This is a genomic window from Pseudomonas sp. SIMBA_041, from assembly GCF_046535095.1.
Lineage (GTDB): Bacteria > Pseudomonadota > Gammaproteobacteria > Pseudomonadales > Pseudomonadaceae > Aquipseudomonas > Aquipseudomonas mucoides.
This window is the reverse complement of the sequence record NZ_JAWRXJ010000011.1, coordinates 100,292-116,057: the sequence shown is the minus strand read 5'-3', so window position 1 is coordinate 116,057 and position 15,766 is coordinate 100,292. Positions and strand designations below refer to the sequence as shown.

Annotated in this window: 15 protein-coding genes; 4 read left to right on the top strand and 11 right to left on the bottom strand. The window is 60.9% G+C overall.

The features are described 5' to 3' along the window. The first annotated feature begins 2 nt into the window (after positions 1 to 2). Positions 3 to 1,220, top strand: coding sequence for a glycolate oxidase subunit GlcF (gene glcF, locus SB725_RS24575; RefSeq protein WP_059182683.1), 1,218 nt, complete (start codon positions 3 to 5; stop codon positions 1,218 to 1,220). A gap of 21 nt (positions 1,221 to 1,241) precedes the next feature. Then, positions 1,242 to 1,643: a heme-binding protein gene (locus SB725_RS24570; RefSeq protein WP_410922695.1), complete on the top strand. Its 402-nt coding sequence runs from the start codon at positions 1,242 to 1,244 to the stop codon at positions 1,641 to 1,643. Between the two features lie 74 nt (positions 1,644 to 1,717). Here SB725_RS24570 and SB725_RS24565 read toward each other — a convergent pair whose 3' ends face one another. The 5 genes from SB725_RS24565 to SB725_RS24545 all read right to left on the bottom strand — a co-directional run bounded on the left by SB725_RS24565 (position 1,718) and on the right by SB725_RS24545 (position 5,773). Further along, complete coding sequence (locus SB725_RS24565) at positions 1,718 to 2,047, bottom strand: hypothetical protein (protein WP_027924744.1); 330 nt, start codon at positions 2,045 to 2,047, stop codon at positions 1,718 to 1,720. A gap of 144 nt (positions 2,048 to 2,191) precedes the next feature. Next, positions 2,192 to 3,733 (bottom strand): ArnT family glycosyltransferase, encoded by a 1,542-nt coding sequence (locus tag SB725_RS24560; RefSeq protein ID WP_027924745.1) that lies wholly within the window; start codon positions 3,731 to 3,733, stop codon positions 2,192 to 2,194. Between the two features lie 3 nt (positions 3,734 to 3,736). Continuing rightward, positions 3,737 to 4,015 (bottom strand): lipid-A-disaccharide synthase N-terminal domain-containing protein, encoded by a 279-nt coding sequence (locus SB725_RS24555; protein WP_027924746.1) that lies wholly within the window; start codon positions 4,013 to 4,015, stop codon positions 3,737 to 3,739. Next, a complete protein-coding gene (locus SB725_RS24550; RefSeq protein ID WP_059182679.1) occupies positions 4,012 to 4,752 on the bottom strand; it encodes a glycosyltransferase in 741 nt (246 codons plus the stop codon). Before SB725_RS24550 ends, SB725_RS24555 begins: the two co-directional genes overlap by 4 nt. 43 nt (positions 4,753 to 4,795) lie before the next feature. Further along, on the bottom strand, positions 4,796 to 5,773 hold the full coding sequence (locus tag SB725_RS24545; RefSeq protein ID WP_194940307.1) for an NAD-dependent epimerase: 978 nt from the start codon (positions 5,771 to 5,773) through the stop codon (positions 4,796 to 4,798). 145 nt (positions 5,774 to 5,918) lie between these two features. Between SB725_RS24545 and SB725_RS24540 the strand changes: the two genes are divergently transcribed. Beyond that, a complete protein-coding gene (locus SB725_RS24540) occupies positions 5,919 to 7,340 on the top strand; it encodes a M15 family metallopeptidase (protein ID WP_410922694.1) in 1,422 nt (473 codons plus the stop codon). Between the two features lie 31 nt (positions 7,341 to 7,371). Here SB725_RS24540 and SB725_RS24535 read toward each other — a convergent pair whose 3' ends face one another. The 6 genes from SB725_RS24535 to speB all read right to left on the bottom strand — a co-directional run bounded on the left by SB725_RS24535 (position 7,372) and on the right by speB (position 14,623). Further along, complete coding sequence (locus tag SB725_RS24535; RefSeq protein ID WP_027924750.1) at positions 7,372 to 7,830, bottom strand: GNAT family N-acetyltransferase; 459 nt, start codon at positions 7,828 to 7,830, stop codon at positions 7,372 to 7,374. A gap of 23 nt (positions 7,831 to 7,853) precedes the next feature. Next, positions 7,854 to 8,507 (bottom strand): peroxiredoxin, encoded by a 654-nt coding sequence (locus SB725_RS24530; RefSeq protein ID WP_059182676.1) that lies wholly within the window; start codon positions 8,505 to 8,507, stop codon positions 7,854 to 7,856. Between the two features lie 214 nt (positions 8,508 to 8,721). Beyond that, the gene (gene betA, locus SB725_RS24525) at positions 8,722 to 10,410 is read right to left on the bottom strand and encodes a choline dehydrogenase (RefSeq protein WP_410922693.1); all 1,689 of its coding nucleotides are present in this window, start codon (positions 10,408 to 10,410) and stop codon (positions 8,722 to 8,724) included. 2 nt (positions 10,411 to 10,412) lie between these two features. After that, entirely contained in the window at positions 10,413 to 11,981 is a 1,569-nt protein-coding gene (locus SB725_RS24520) for a purine-cytosine permease family protein (RefSeq protein ID WP_027924753.1), read from the bottom strand. Positions 11,982 to 12,081: 100 nt separating this feature from the next. Continuing rightward, on the bottom strand, positions 12,082 to 13,590 hold the full coding sequence (locus SB725_RS24515) for an aldehyde dehydrogenase family protein (RefSeq protein ID WP_027924754.1): 1,509 nt from the start codon (positions 13,588 to 13,590) through the stop codon (positions 12,082 to 12,084). 28 nt (positions 13,591 to 13,618) lie between these two features. Then, on the bottom strand, positions 13,619 to 14,623 hold the full coding sequence (speB, locus tag SB725_RS24510) for an agmatinase (RefSeq protein ID WP_027924755.1): 1,005 nt from the start codon (positions 14,621 to 14,623) through the stop codon (positions 13,619 to 13,621). A gap of 151 nt (positions 14,624 to 14,774) precedes the next feature. Between speB and SB725_RS24505 the strand changes: the two genes are divergently transcribed. Then, the gene (locus SB725_RS24505; RefSeq protein WP_027924756.1) at positions 14,775 to 15,689 is read left to right on the top strand and encodes a LysR family transcriptional regulator; all 915 of its coding nucleotides are present in this window, start codon (positions 14,775 to 14,777) and stop codon (positions 15,687 to 15,689) included. Positions 15,690 to 15,766: the final 77 nt, after the last annotated feature.

The following is a 15,766-nucleotide window of genomic DNA, read 5'->3' as shown; positions in this document are numbered from 1 at the left end:
CCATGCAAACCACGCTCAGCGACCAGGCCCGCCAGCTGCCCCGCGCCGAAGAAGCCGAACGCATTCTGCGCACCTGTGTGCATTGCGGTTTTTGCAATGCGACCTGCCCGACTTATCAATTGCTCGGCGATGAACTGGATGGCCCGCGAGGTCGCATCTACCTGATCAAGCAGGTGCTGGAAGGCAACGAAGTCACGCAAAAAACCCAGCAGCATCTGGACCGTTGCCTGTCATGCCGCAACTGCGAAACCACCTGCCCGTCCGGCGTCGATTACCACAACTTGCTCGACATCGGACGCGCAGTGGTGGACGCCGCCGTACCGCGCCCACTCGAGCAGCGTTTATTGCGCGAAGGGTTGCGCCGCGTGGTACCCAACCCGGGATTGTTCAAAGCGCTGGTGAGCGGTGGCCAGGTGTTCCGTGCCTTGTTGCCGAACACCCTGCAAGCCAAGTTGCCTCGCCGTGTGTACCCGGCCAAACCACGCCCGACGGTGCGCCACGCCAGGCAAGTGCTGATACTCGAAGGTTGCGTGCAGCCGGGGCTGTCGCCCAACACCAACGCCGCCACTGCGCGGGTGCTGGATCGACTCGGTATCAGCGTCATACCCACCCGCGAAGCCGGGTGCTGCGGCGCCGTCGATTATCACCTCGACGCCCAGGTGGCCGGCCTTGATCGCGCACGGCACAACATCGATGCGTGGTGGCCGGCGATTGAAAACGGTGCCGAAGCGATTGTGCAAACCGCCAGCGGTTGCGGTGCGTTCATCAAGGACTATGGGCATTTGCTGCGCAGCGATCCGGCCTATGCCGAGAAGGCGCAAAAGGTCAGCGCACTGGCCAGGGACCTGGTCGAAGTGCTGCGCGATGAACCGCTGGAAACCCTCGGTATCCACAGCGACCAGCGCCTGGCGTTCCATTGCCCCTGCACCTTGCAGCACGCGCAAAAACTGGGCGGCGCGGTTGAGGCGCTGCTGACACGTCTGGGTTTTAACCTCACGCCCGTACCTGACGGCCATTTGTGCTGCGGCTCGGCGGGCACCTATTCGCTGACTCAACCGGAACTGTCCCGGCAACTGCGCGACAACAAGCTCAATGCGCTGGAGAGCGGGCATCCCGAAATCATTGTCACCGCCAATATCGGCTGTCAGTCCCACCTCGACGGCGCGGGTCGAACCCCGGTCCGGCACTGGATTGAACTGGTGGAAGCCGCCCTGCCCTGATCACCCTCTGGAGCAATCGCCATGAAGCGTAAAGCCATACTGAGTCAGGCCGAAGTCAGCCAGATCCTCACCGCCGCCCGCACCGAAGCACAGAACAATCAATGGGCCGTAACCATTGTGATTGTCGATGACGGTGGCCATCCCCTGGCGCTCGAACGCCTCGACGGGTGCGCGGCCAGCAGCGCCTACATCGCCACTGAAAAAGCCCGCACCTCGGCCTTGGGCCGGCGTGAGTCGAAAGGTTATGAAGACATGGTCAACGGCGGACGCTTCGCCTTTTTATCGGCGCCGTTGCTGACGTCCCTTGAAGGTGGCGTGCCGATTATTTACGACGGCCAGGTGATCGGCGCGATCGGCGTGTCCGGGGTCAAGGCTGAACAGGATGCACAAGTGGCCAAGGCCGGGGCGCAGTGCATCAAGTAATCCGCAAACAACACAACCCCTGTAGCAGCCGGACGCAGGCTTCGCCAGCGGCTACAAAGTGCGTTCGTGCTCGGTTACTTGCGCGCCAGCTTGTACCGAATGCACTCTTCATAAAAGCTCTGCCGCACCGCAGCCGGTTTGAACCGCGACGGACTGTCGTAGGTCTGCTCGGTAATGCCCATGGCCATCATGTGCATCCACGGTTTGTTGAATTTGTAGGTCTGAATCTTCTTGCGAGCGGCATACAGCGACACCCCGGACAACTTCAGCTCCTGGGCCCTGGCCGCCGTCCCCGCGCCCCAGTCGCACATATATCGGTCATTGGCCACCAACTCCCTGGCCTGGGCCGCACCGGCCATGCTCGCCAGGGTAAACGAGATCATCGTGATCGCTACATTGCGCAATTGCATTCCGCCTAACCACCTGAAAATAAAGTGATTTTGGCGACTGTTTTGCGCCAGCGGGGCCAGCAGTTTGCCTTATCTGCACCTAATAACCGCATTCGGACTCAATGGGCCGGGATCAGCCCCGAGCCCATGTGGTTTTTTTTAGCGCAGCGCCGCCTTCAAGTCATTGACCCGCTCGTTCCAGGTGAAGTGATAGACGTTGACGGGCGGCAACGGATGACATTTACCGTTATCCGCGTCGGCCCCCACAATCGACCACTGGGCACGCGAGGTTTCGCCCAACTCACGGGCGGTCTGGGGATTGAAACACTTCTCCAGCTCCTCGTCGGGGACCAGCGCGTACGCCTTGGGATGGTCGCGCAGCCATTGTGCGGCTTGCTCGATGGAGGAGCCGGCCATGCCGAAATGCACAATCGGCTGCCGGGCGTACAACCAGTGACCCTCACGCCAGTCGACCAGCACCAGTTCTGCGCCACCGGTCATGGTCGCGGCCTGCGCCATGATCGCGTTATGCGGGTTGGCACCGTCCCTGACCGGTTCGATGAAACCACGGGCGAACCACAGCGCAAACCAGATCACCGCCACCACCTGGAACACCTGACGACCGCGTGGGCGCTGGCTGAACCAGCGTTTGAGCAGCCAGGGAATCAGCGGTGCCGCCACCAACACCAACCCTGGAAGCGCCGGGTAGATGTACAACTTGCGCTTGCCGCTGCTGATGCAGAAAAACAGCACCACCAGCAGGACCCACCCCAGCAGCACCAACACCCGGCCGTCATGCTTTTGCAACTGCCGACGCCACGCCGGCACCAGCCACGGCAACGCCAGCACCAGCGGCAGCCAGTATTGCGGGATCACGTAAACGAAGAAGTACCAGAACGGTTCACGATGGTCCCAGGCCGCGGCATATCGCCCTGCGGTTTGACGCAGCAATATTTCCTTGGCATAGGCGATTTCCTCGGCGCCGCCATTGAGCACGATGGACAACGCCAGGGGCAGCAACCAGATCGCCGTGGCGCCCAACATCACCGCCAGTCCCAGCCACCACTTGCGCGCCTCCCCCGGCATCGCCACCACGCCAGGCCAGTCTTTGCGCACCGCATAGGCATACGGAATCAACATCAGCGCCGGGACAAACCCGACCCCCTTGGTGATTACGCCCACGCCCATGGCCGCGCAGCCGATGTAAAACCAGCGCCAGGCCGGGCCAAGCAACAAATGACGCGTGAGACCGTAGAGGCCGACCGAGGTAAACAGCACCAAAAAGCTGTCGATCTGGCCGGTCTGCAAGATGCTGTAGGTTTGATAGGTGGCCAGGTACAACAGGGCCGCGATCCGGCCGATGCGCTGGTTCCACAGGCGTCGGCCAAGGTCGTAAACCACTGCGGTGACTGTCACACCGGACAACAGGCCCGGAATATAAAGGGCAATCGCAGGCTTCCCGGTCAGCCAAGTGAAGAACGCCACGGTCCACATGAAAATCGGCGGCTTGTCGCCGTAGATCTCTGCCGCCCGGTGCGGAATCAGCCACGCGTTGTTGTGCAACATTTCCAGGGCCACGCCGAGGAATCGTTCCTCGTCGACATTCTGCGGCTGACGCAGCCCCAACCCGGCGCCGATCAGCAGCAGGGCCAGCAACATCAAGCCCAGGCACTCGACGCCGGGCGATAGCGTTCTACGCATGACTCATTCCTTAGCGGGGGTGCTTTTGGCAATCAGTTGCAAATTGCGCAGGTAGACGATCGAGCCAAATGCCTGACCGGCGATAAACACAGGGTCCTGGCGGTAAATGGCGTACGCGAGCAGCAACGTGCTGCCGACGATGCTCAAGTACCAGAAACTCGTCGGGATCACGCTGCGCTTCTGGTATTCGCTGTACAACCATTGCAGGACAAAGCGGCCGGTGAAGGCGATCTGGCCAATGAAACCGACCGCCAGCCACAGGGCTTCGCGGGAGAGGTTCATCCTTCGATCTCCTGCGCCTTGGTGTTCAAGCGCGTGCGTTTGATCAGCCACCAGACCCCGAACAGATCAAGAATGCCCACCAGAGCCCGGTCGAGGTTGCCGTACTTGGACACCCCGGCGGTACGCGGACGATGGTTGACCGGGTGGACGATCATGCGGCCGTTGTGACGCTGGATCAGCGCGGGCAGAAACCGGTGCATATGGTCGAAGTACGGCAAGCGCAGAAATGCCGCCCGCTCGATCAGCTTCAACCCGCAACCGGTGTCCGGCGTGGCATCGTTGAGCATGCGCCGGCGCAGTCCGTTGGCGAAGCGCGAGGCCCAGCGTTTACTGGCGGTGTCGCGGCGATTAACCCGGTGACCGGCCACCAGTTGAACATCGACCGGACCGTGACCGCCCCGCACCAGTTGCAACATGCCGGGAATGTCCGCCGGGTCGTTCTGGCCGTCACCATCGAGCGTCGCCAGCCACTGCCCGCGCGCGGCGAGCGCGGCATGGTAAAGCGAGGTGCTTTGGCCCAGCGAACGCTCATGGCACAGAATGCGCAGCGTGCTCAAACCGCTGTTTTTGATCTGTTGCAGTTCGTGCAGGGTGGCATCGGTGCTGCCATCGTCGACGACGATGATTTCGTACGCTTCATCCGCCAACGCCACACGGATTTCCTCAATCAAAGGCTTGAGGTTATTGGTTTCGTTTTTCGCCGGAATCAGTACCGATACGAAAATGTCTTGGCTCATAGGGTTCTCCCCCCGCTAATGGTTGTTCTCAAGGGTGAACGCTTCATCGCTGATAAAAGTGCCGATACCACTTCACAAACTCCGCCACACCGGTCTCGACTGCCACTTGCGGGCGGAAGTCGACCCAATCCGCCAACGCCGACACATCGGCCCAGGTCTTGATCACATCGCCCGCTTGCAGCGGCAAATAGTTGCGCCGCGCCTTGATGCCCAGCACGTTTTCCAGACACTCGACGAACGCCAGCAACGGCATGGGTTCGCCCCGTCCGATGTTGAAAATGCGATTGAGGCCTTCGCCGGCACTGTCCGCCAACGGCGGTTTGGGCCGCAGGCGCACGATACTTTCGACGATGTCATCGATGTAGGTGAAGTCCCGCGCCATCTCGCCGTGGTTATAGATGTCGATCGGTTCGTCGTTGAGCATCGCTCGGGTGAACTTGAACAGCGCCATGTCCGGCCGCCCCCAGGGCCCGTAAACGGTGAAAAACCGTAGGCCACTGGCGCGGATTCCGTAGAGATGGCAATAGCTGTGCGCGAGCAGTTCATTGGCGCGCTTGCTGGCGGCATATAGCGAAACCGGATGCTCGACGGCGTCTTCGACACTGAACGGCATTTTGCTGTTGGTGCCATACACCGAGCTGCTCGACGCGTAGATCAAATGCTCCGGGCGATGGTGCCGGCAGGCTTCCAGCACATTCACAAACCCCACCAGGTTCGATTGCGCGTAGACGTCGGGATTGTCCAGCGAATAGCGAACGCCGGCCTGGGCGGCCAGATGCACGACCTCGGTGAATCGATGCTCCTGAAACAGCCCCATCAGGGCCGCTTTATCAACAATATCCAGTCGCTGGAAGCGAAAACCCGGCAACGACTCCAACTCTTTGAGCCGTGCCTGTTTGAGTTCTACGCTGTAGTAGTCGTTGAGGTTATCGATACCGACGACATCAAGACCTTGCTGGCACAGCCGTTTAACCGTGTGATAGCCAATAAAACCGGCAGCGCCGGTAACCAGAACAGTCATAGCACCTCATTATTATTCGAAGCCCGATTCAACTTCATGCCCGGCACCATTGATAAGTCCTTGAGGCCCGTGACATCGTTGACACGCTGCCCCGTTACCTTGCCTGCCCAATGGTGAAATTTTGTTACATATTTATTTAATTTGTATGAAGGCAACAAGAGTGCGAAATCGCGTTTTAGCGCTACTGATAAGCCTTGTCATTTGCGGCATGGCCCATGCCGAATCAAGGCCTGAAAACATGGTGTATTTGCGCACCATCGACCCGAGCATCGAACAGGACATGCGCTACGCCAGTGCCCACAATTTCACCGGGCACCGGCTCGACGGTTATGACGCGGCCGAATGCCTGTTGTCCGTCGACACCGCCAAGGCCCTCGCCCGGGTCCAGGCGGAATTGCGCACTCAAGGCTACGGTTTGAAGGTGTTCGACTGCTATCGACCCAGCCGCGCCGTCGCCGACATGGGGCGCTTCGCGACAGAACCGGGTGACCCGCGCAAGGCCGAGTTCTATCCGCGCGTGGACAAGCAGGACTTCTGGCGTTTGGGCTATGTGGCGCGGGTGTCGGGACACTCCAAAGGCTCAACCGTAGACCTGACGCTGATCGGCCCGGATGCGCTGCCCGCCGACACCTGGACCCCGACGGCGACGCAAGTCGATTGCACCGCGCCCTATGACCAGCGCTGGCACGACGGCGCCCTGGATATGGGCACCGGTTTCGATTGCTTCGACGAGCGCGCACATACCGCCAACCCGACGATCAACGCCACCGCCAAGGGCAACCGTCAACGTCTGAGCAGTGCCATGGAGAAAGAAGGGTTTGCCGGGTATTCGAAGGAATGGTGGCATTTCACATTCAGTGGCGAGGGCGCGCCGAAGGACGTGATGGATTTCCCGATCACACCGATGAGCGCCAGCGACACGGTCGGCAGCAGTGGTCAGTTGATTGTGGTCACCAGCAAAAACTGGGATGACATTCAGGGCACCGCTCAGCGCTATGAACGTGACGGGAAAACCTTTCGAAAATACGGCGATGCCTTTCCCGTCGTGGTCGGCAAAAACGGCATGGGCTGGGGCAAAGGCGTGAGCAGTGTGGGTGATGTTGAAGGCCCGATCAAACGCGAAGGCGATGGAAAAGCACCGGCGGGAATCTTCAAACTGGGCACGGCGTTTGGTTTCAACAACACGGTCGACACCCACTTGCCTTACCTCGCGCTGACACCGACCACCGAATGCGTGGATGACAGCCAATCCAGTCACTACAACAAACTGGTCGACGGCGCAGCGACAGCTACAGACTGGAGCAGCTCGGAACACATGCGTAACGAAGAGGGGTATCGCCAAGGCATTTTCATCGAGCACAACACCTCGGCCACAGCCGGTTCGGGTTCGTGCATTTTCTTCCACATCTGGCGCGGCCCCGCGTCACCCACAGCGGGCTGTACGGCCATGGATCAGGGAGATATTGCTGCGTTGCTCAAGTGGCTCGACCCTCGCGAGTCGCCATTGCTGGTGCAGATGCCGGAGGCGCAGTACGAGCAGTTTCGTGAGGCGTGGGCGTTGCCGTGATGTGGGTGGGGGTGCATGACCACCACCCTTCTCAACCCTGCTTCAAATCAAGGCAATACGTGTAATACCCCCCATCACGCACATACCCCAACGACTCATACAACCGCTGCGCACCCACATTGTCGGTGGCGGTTTCCAGCACCATGCCCTTGGCACCGCTCAACACCGCAAAGGCACGGGCGGTGTTCATCAGCAACGTTCCCACCCCTAGCCCGCGGGCCTCGGGGGTGGTGAACAGGTCGCTGAGCAACCAGGTGCGGTGGGCGTCGATGGAGGAAAACGTCGGGTACAACTGCACGAAACCCAACGCGTGGCCCGCGGCGTCTTCGGCGAGGAAAATCACCGATTCGTCCCGGGCAATGCGTTCGGCGATGAAGTCCCGGGACTGGGTCGGGTTCGAGGGCTGGCCGTAAAAGCCTCGGTAGGCGTCGAAGAGGCGCGCCACCTTGTCGAGGTGGCTGGCGTCGGCGCGCAGGGCTTTTACGTCCATTTCGGGATCCCTCGAAGGTTGGATTACTTGGGCTGCGCCACAGTGCGCAAGTACGGTTTGATGGTTTTGAAACCGTCCGGGTATTTTTTCCGCGCATCTTCATCGGACACCGATGTCGGGATGATCACGTCTTCGCCCGGACGCCAGTTCACCGGCGTGGCGACGGTGTGCTTGGCGTTCAATTGCAGAGAATCGAGCAGACGCAGTACTTCATCGAAGTTGCGCCCGGCACTCATCGGGTAGATGAGCATGGCCTTGACCTTTTTGTCCGGGCCAATGATGAACACCGAACGCACGGTGGCGTTGTCGGCGGCGGTGCGGGTGCCGCCACTGGCATTCGGGTGGATCATGTCGTAGAGCTTCGCCACCACCAGGTTTTCGTCACCGATCATCGGGTAGTTGACCGCGTGCCCCTGGGTTTCTTCGATGTCCTTGGCCCAGCTTGCATGGTTGCTGACCGGGTCGACGCTGAGGCCGACGATCTTGGTGTTGCGCTTGTCGAACTCAGGCTTGAGCCCGGCCATATAGCCCAGTTCGGTGGTGCACACCGGGGTGAAGTCCTTGGGGTGCGAAAACAGGATGGCCCACTTGTCGCCAATCCATTCGTGGAAATGCAGCGTGCCTTCGGTGCTCTCGACGGTAAAGTCCGGTGCCTCGTCGCCAATGCGGATTGCCATGTTCGTTCTCCTTACTGTGGGGTCGTAGGGAAAACCGTCGGAATGCTGGGTGCGTCTCCAACGGCATTCAGGATCGGTGTTGAACCTGCCAACGCGGATCAGTATAGGAGACGCTGCAAGACAAGGCCGTTACCGCTAAAACCCGCCTGAAAAACACAAAAAGCCAGATCGACTCGGCGTCGACCTGGCTGTTGTTGAGCAAAAAACCAGGGCATTAAACCCGGACGTTACGCCCCGGCAACGTCGAGCGCTGGCTGTTTTCCCAATTCTCCACCAAGCCAACCGGTGCATCCGAGGCCGGCAGCATGTTGCGTCCGCGCACCAGATCGCTGGCGCGCTCGGCGAGCATGATGGTCGGCGCGTTGAGGTTGCCGTTCGGCTCGGTCGGGAACACCGACGAGTCGATCACGCGCAACCCGGCGATGCCATGCACACGCAACTCGGAATCCACCACCGCCATGTCGTCCTCGCCCATGCGGCACGAGCCGCACGGATGGTAGGTGCTTTCGAGGTTTTCCCGCACGAAGGCGTCCAGCTCTTCATCGGTGTTCACCCGCGGGCCGGGGGCGATTTCGCCGTCGCGGAAACGGTCCATCGCTTTCTGGCCGATGATCTCCCGGGTCAGGCGGATGCAGCGGCGGAAGCCTTCGCGGTCTTCTTCCCGTTGCAGGTAGTTGAACTGGATCTGCGGGTGCTCGTACGGGTCCGCCGAACGGGCGCGCACGTAGCCGCGGCTCTTGGGTTTGTTCGGCCCGGTGAGCACCATGAAGCCGTGGCCCTTGATCGGTTTGTTGCCGTCATAACGCATGGCGGCGGGCAGAAAATGGAACTGGATGTCCGGCCAGCGCAGGCCCTTGTCCGAGCGAATGAAACCTCCGGCCTCAAAATGGTTGGTGGCGCCGAGCCCGTCCTTGAACAGCAGCCAGCGCAGACCGATCATCAGTTTGCTCAGCGGGTCCATTTTGCTGTTGAGGGTCACCGGTTCCTTGCAGCCGAACTGGATGTACACCTCGGCGTGATCCTGCAGGTTCTCCCCTACCCCCGGCAGGTCATGGCGCACGCCGATCCCGGCTTTGCGCAGGACCTCGGCCGGACCGATACCGGAGCGTTGCAGCAGGTGCGGCGAACCGATGGGGCCGGAAGAAATCAGCACTTCGCGGTGGCAGTAAACCTGGTGCGTCTGGCCATCGTGGTCGTACATGACGCCAACCGCCCGTTTGCCTTCAAGGAGGATCTGGCGGGTCATCGCGTGGGTGATCACCGTCAGGTTCGGACGGCCCATGGCCGGGCGCAAATAGGCGTTGGCCGTGGAGCAGCGTACGCCGTTTTTCACCGTCATGTGCATGGCGCCGAACCCTTCCTGCATGTAGCCGTTGCAGTCTTCGGTCTTGATGTAACCGGCTTCGGCACCGGCTTCGACCCACGCCCCATACAGCGGGTTTTTCATGTGGTTGCCGTTGGTGGTGTGCAGCGGCCCGGTGCCGCCGCGATAGCCGTCGCCACCCTCCTCGTAATGTTCTGCCCGTTTGAAGTACGGCAGGCAATTACGGTAGCCCCAGCCCTGGGCACCGAGGGATTCCCACTCATCGAAGTCGTAGGCGTGGCCACGGATGTAGACCAGGCCGTTGATCGACGAAGAACCGCCCAGCACCTTGCCGCGTGGACAGTGGATGCGCCGCCCGTTGAGGAACGGCTCTGGCTCGGTTTCGTAGCGCCAGTTGTATTTCTTGGTGTTCATCGGGATCGAGAAGGCGCTCGGCATCTGGATCACCACACTGCGGTCGCTGCCACCGAATTCCAGCACCAACACCGAAGTAGCCGGGTCTTCGCTCAAGCGGTTGGCCAACACACAGCCCGCGGAGCCGGCGCCAATGATGATGTAGTCGTATTTTTGCGTAGCCATGGTTATCTCCCGGCCGTCGATTCGTTGAACACTGGGGACGGGCGATGGGTCAGCGAGTCGCCAGTGGTGTATTGCGGAGAGGTTTTCTCGATGTGCTGGATCACGGTTTCTTCACGCTTGAGATCAATCGAGCGGCTGAACCAGTAGTACACCAGCCCCGAAACGATCAGCCCGACCAGCCAGGCGATGTCGATGCTGCCCAGGGCTTTGGCGAGGGGGCCGACATAGACCTCGCGCTGCTCGACGCCGTCGTAGATGTAGAAGAACGGAATCATCGACACGAAACCGATGGCGTACGCGGCGATGCCACGCAGGCCCCAGTTGCCGTAGATGTTGCCGTGGGGCATGAAGAAGTGCGGGATGGCATAGCGGCCCTTGCGCACGAAGAAGTAGTCCGTCAGGTTGACCGAGGTCCAGGGCACGAGGAAGTACAGCATCACCACCAGGTAGATCCCCAGCACCGACAAGCCTTTGCCCGAACTCTGGATGCTCAGCGCCACGCCGAGTTGCAGCAGGATCACAAAACCAATCGCCAGGATGCGGGCCTTGCGGGTTGGTTCGATGTGCTTGATGGAGTCGACGCAGGTCAACGTGGTCAGTTTCGCGCTGTAGATGTTCATCGCGATCACCGGCAGGAACGCCAGGATCGTGATCACCACCACCGCGGTGCCGATCAGTGGCGAGACGACGTTGCCGACCTGACCGAGGGCGACCAGCACGTCCGTGGAATGCAGGTGATCCGCCAACCAGCCACCCACCGAAATCATCCATGCGCCGGACAACGAGGCGCCAAGAAACACCACGGCAATCAGCTTGCCGCTGGAGGTGTTCTTCGGCAGGTAACGGGAATAGTCGGACACGTACGGGGCGTAAGCGATGTTGTAACTGGCCGCCGCCGCGAACTGGGCGATGAACCCGGTCCAGTTGAAGCCCAACGGCGCTGGCGCGACTTCTCCCGCAGCCAGTACCGGCATCGCGGCATCCGGTACCCAGCCCATCAGCACCGCCAGCGTCACCAGGCCGTACAGCGGAATCGACAGGTACAACGCCCATTTGAAACTGCGGTGCATCCAGTCATGACCGAGGATCGCCAGGACTGCCGCCGGTATCGTCACCGCCACCGCAATCGCCCAGGGATGAAAGCCGAATAGCGTGTGCAAACCCTGCATCATCAACACCAGGTTGACGATGTTGAACCCGGCAAACACAAACAGCGTCGCCAGCAACACGAGGATCACACCGCGATAGCCGAACTGCGCCCGCGACTGGATCATTTGCGGCAAGCCCAGGTGCGGGCCCTGTGAACCATGGAACGCCATGAACAGTGTGCCGAACATGATGCCCAGCGTGCCGGCGAGTGTGGTCCAGAGCGCGGTCAGGCCGACGCTTGGGCCGACGAAGCCGATGGTCATGGTGAAGAAAGTGAAATTGCCGAGGAACCAGAACGGGCCTTGGCTCGCCAGTTTGTCGGTGCGTTCGTGTTCCGGGATGAAGTCGATCGAATGGCTTTCGACGATGGGTTTATCGTCGAGGAGCGACACGCTAGGAGCGGCTTTGGCGTCAGTGTTCATGATGGACTCTTATTGTTGGAAGATCATGACGGAACTGCATTCCTTGCGATGAGCACCTTGAGGCGAGGGAGCTTGCTCCCTCTCCACGGGTGCCGCGTGCTTAAGGCAACGTGATCCAGACGGCCTTTGTCTCGAGCAGGTAATCGAGCTGCTCGGCGCCCAGGTCCTTGCCGAAACCGGACTGTTTGTAGCCACCGAACGGCATCGACGGATCGAGGGTGCCGTGGGCGTTGACGTAGACCGAACCGGCCTTCAACCGTGGGATCAGGCTGTGCACCTTGCCCAGGTCGTTGGAGTACAGCGCGGCGGCCAGGCCGTACACCGAGTCATTGGCCAGGGCCAGCGCCTCTTCCTCATCGTCGAACGGTGCGGTGACCAGCACCGGACCAAAAATCTCTTCCTGGACAATGCGCATGTCGTTGCGGCAATGGGCGAAGATGGTCGGCTCGACGAAGAAGCCTGGGCCATCGACGGGCTGGCCGCCGTAGACCAGTTCGGCGCCTTCCTGCTTGCCGGTTTCGATGTACTCGGTGACCCGCTGCTTTTGCAGGGCCGAGACCAGCGGGCCAATGAAACAGTCTGGATCCAGACCCGGTGCAATCTTCAGGGTGCGGGTGTAGGCGATCAGCTCACGCAAAAATTCGTCGTAGACACTGCGATGAATATAGGCGCGTGTACCGGCGTCGCACACCTGGCCCGAGTTGAAAAACACACCGTTGGCGACCGCTTGCGCGGCCGCGGGGATGTCCGCATCGGACAACACGATTACCGGTGATTTTCCTCCCAGTTCCAGGGTTAGTCGCTTCATTTCGTCCAGTGCCGCACGCCCGACGGTACGGCCGACCGGGGTCGAGCCGGTAAAGGTCAATTTATCGATGCCGGGGTGCGTGGCCATGGCCGCGCCGACCACGCTGCCGCGTCCCGAGACAATATTGATCACGCCGTCGGGAATCCCGGCTTCCTGCACCAGTTCGGCAAAACGCAGGGCTGACAGCGAGGTCAGTTCAGCGGGTTTGACCACCACGGTGCAACCGGTGGCCAGGGCGGCGCCGAGCTTCCAGGCCATGGTTTGCAGCGGGAAGTTCCACGGCACGATAGCGCCGACCACCCCCACCGCTTCCTTGCGCGTATACGCCAGATAGTTGCCCGGCAGCGAAGGCTCGACGGTGCGTCCGTGCAGCTTGGTCGCCCACCCGGCGAAATAACGCAAGGTATCGACGGTGCCCTGGATATCGACGTCCTTGGCAAACGCGACCGACTTGCCCATGTCGATCGATTCGATTTCCGCCAGTTCTGCCGCATTCTGCTCGATCAGGTCCGCCAGGCGTTGCATCAAACGCTCGCGTTCCACCGGTTTGGCCTGGCTCCAGGCGCCACCGTCGAACTGTGCGCGAGCGGCTTGCACGGCGCGGTCCAGATCCTCGGTGGTGCCCATCGGAATGCGTGTGATCAGGCCTTCGGTCGACGGCTCGATGACGTCGGAAGTCTGTCCGTCGCTGGCCTCGACAAAGGCGCCACCGATGAACATCTTCTGCACCTTGCCGAGGAAGGTCTGGGTCGCTTCGCAGACACCGAATTTCTGCAGGTACTGCTTAACACTCGCGTCCATTTTTCATGCCCTCTGTGCGGCGGTCAGTTCACGCCGATTCGGTGGTGGTTGCGCTCACGGCGTGCTTCGCCTGAGCCCGTTCATGGAAGATGAAACCGATACTGTTAAGCAGCAGTTGCGCCGCCAGAATCGAGGTCATACCGCTCGGGTCATACACCGGTGCAACCTCCACCAGGTCCATGCCGACAATGTTGCCTTTGCTGCGCTTGGCCAGGGCCTGGATGATTTCCAGCACTTCGTAGTAGAGGAAACCGCCGTGGCTCGGGGTGCCGGTGCCGGGGGCGATGGACGGGTCGAAACCGTCGATGTCGATGGTGATGTAGTAGTTGATGTTCTGCGGGATCAGCGCCAGCACTCCTTCGACGCCGAGGCGGCGGACATCCCTCACCGAGAGGATTTTCGAACCGGCGGCGTGGGCCGCTTCGTAGTCATCGCGGTTGGACGACGAGACGTTGCGAATGCCCATCTGGGTCATGCCGACAATGTGGTTCATTTCCGAGGCGCGGCGCAGCGGGTTGCCGTGGCCGTAGCGCACACCGTGCCGTTCGTCGACGAAATCCAGGTGCGCATCGAAGTGGATGATGTGGATCGGGCCGCGGCCCTCGAAAGCCTTGATCACCGGCGCGTGCACCGAGTGGTCGCCGCCGAGCACCACCGGCATGACGCCGGCATCGAGGATCTTGCGCACAGCGTATTCGGTGTTTTCGTTACTGGTGACCATATCGGTGTGCACGATGTCGGCGTCACCGACGTCGACCATGCGCACGTCGGCGGCGGTCAGGTACATCACGTCGTCTTCGTGGTCGTAAGCGCCGGCGTGGCCGAAGGAAAACAGCGTCGATGCTTCGCGAATCCCGCGTGGTCCGAAGCGTGCGCCGGAGCGCCACTGGGTGCCCATGTCATTGGGCACGCCGAGCACCGCGACGTCGGCATCCAGCGCGTCCCAATCGGTGCACACCGGGGATTTGCCAAAGGTGCAATGACCTACGAATGGCAGGTTCAGGCGACCGGATTCATAACCGTTATTCGACATTTCAAGCCTCTCCACTTTTTGTTATCGGCTGGGCGGACTGCAAGGCGACCGCCGTTGGAATGACTATGGGCGCAGGTTTTCGTGGAAAAAATGCTAAACATCAGATACTCATATCGGCATTACCGATGCATCCACGTGCGGGAGGTCCAAGGTGATTCAGCTACACGATGTCGATCTGAAATTGCTCAGGGTGTTTGCCACGATTGTGCGGTGCGGGGGCTTTTCCGCCGCGCAGGCCGCGTTGAACGCCGGTCAGTCGACGATCAGCGAACAGATGACTCATCTGGAAACCCGGCTCGGGGTCAAACTCTGCCAACGCGGGCGCAGTGGGTTTCGCCTGACCGAGCAAGGCGTGGCGATACATGAAGCCACCCAACGCCTGCTGTCGGCGGTGGAAAATTTCTGCATGGACGCCGACGTGCTCAAGCAGCACATCAGCGGCAAACTCAACCTGGGAATTATCGACACCACCATCACCGACCCCGATTCGCCGCTGCCACGCACCACTCAGCGCTTCGTGTCCCGGGGGCATGACGTGCACCTCAACGTCTACGTCGGCACCCCCGCCGAACTCGAAGAACGGGTGCTCGACGGCCGCCTGCACCTGGCCATCGGGCACTTCCCGATCCATGTACCGGGGTTGCTGCACACACCGCTGTATCAAGAGGCCTTGGGCTTGTATTGCGGGCGCAGGCATCCGCTGTATGGCAACAAGGCCGAAGGCGACGAACTGCTCGAAGAAATCGCCGCGAGCCGCATTGTCGTACGCGGCTACATGCAGCAATACGACCTCGAACATTTGGGTGTCAGCAAAGCCGCCGCGACCGTGGACAATATCGAGGCGCTGGCGATTTTGCTGATCTCCGGGGCCTACCTGGGCTTTCTGCCAGCGCATTTCGCCGCGCAGTGGATCAAGACCGGGGAGATGCACCAACTGGCGCCGAACAGCCTGCAACTGGTGTCGCCGTTTGACGTGATTACCCGACGCGGCACGGCCCCGCCACCGATCCTCCAGGCCTTCCTGGAGGACCTGGCGGCCAGCTCGCGTAAAACCGCCAATGGCTGATCTGCGCTCGCCACAGCCACGCAGTGCCCGGCATACTCATTGATGCAATCACCCCGCTCACCACCCTTGCAGGCCCG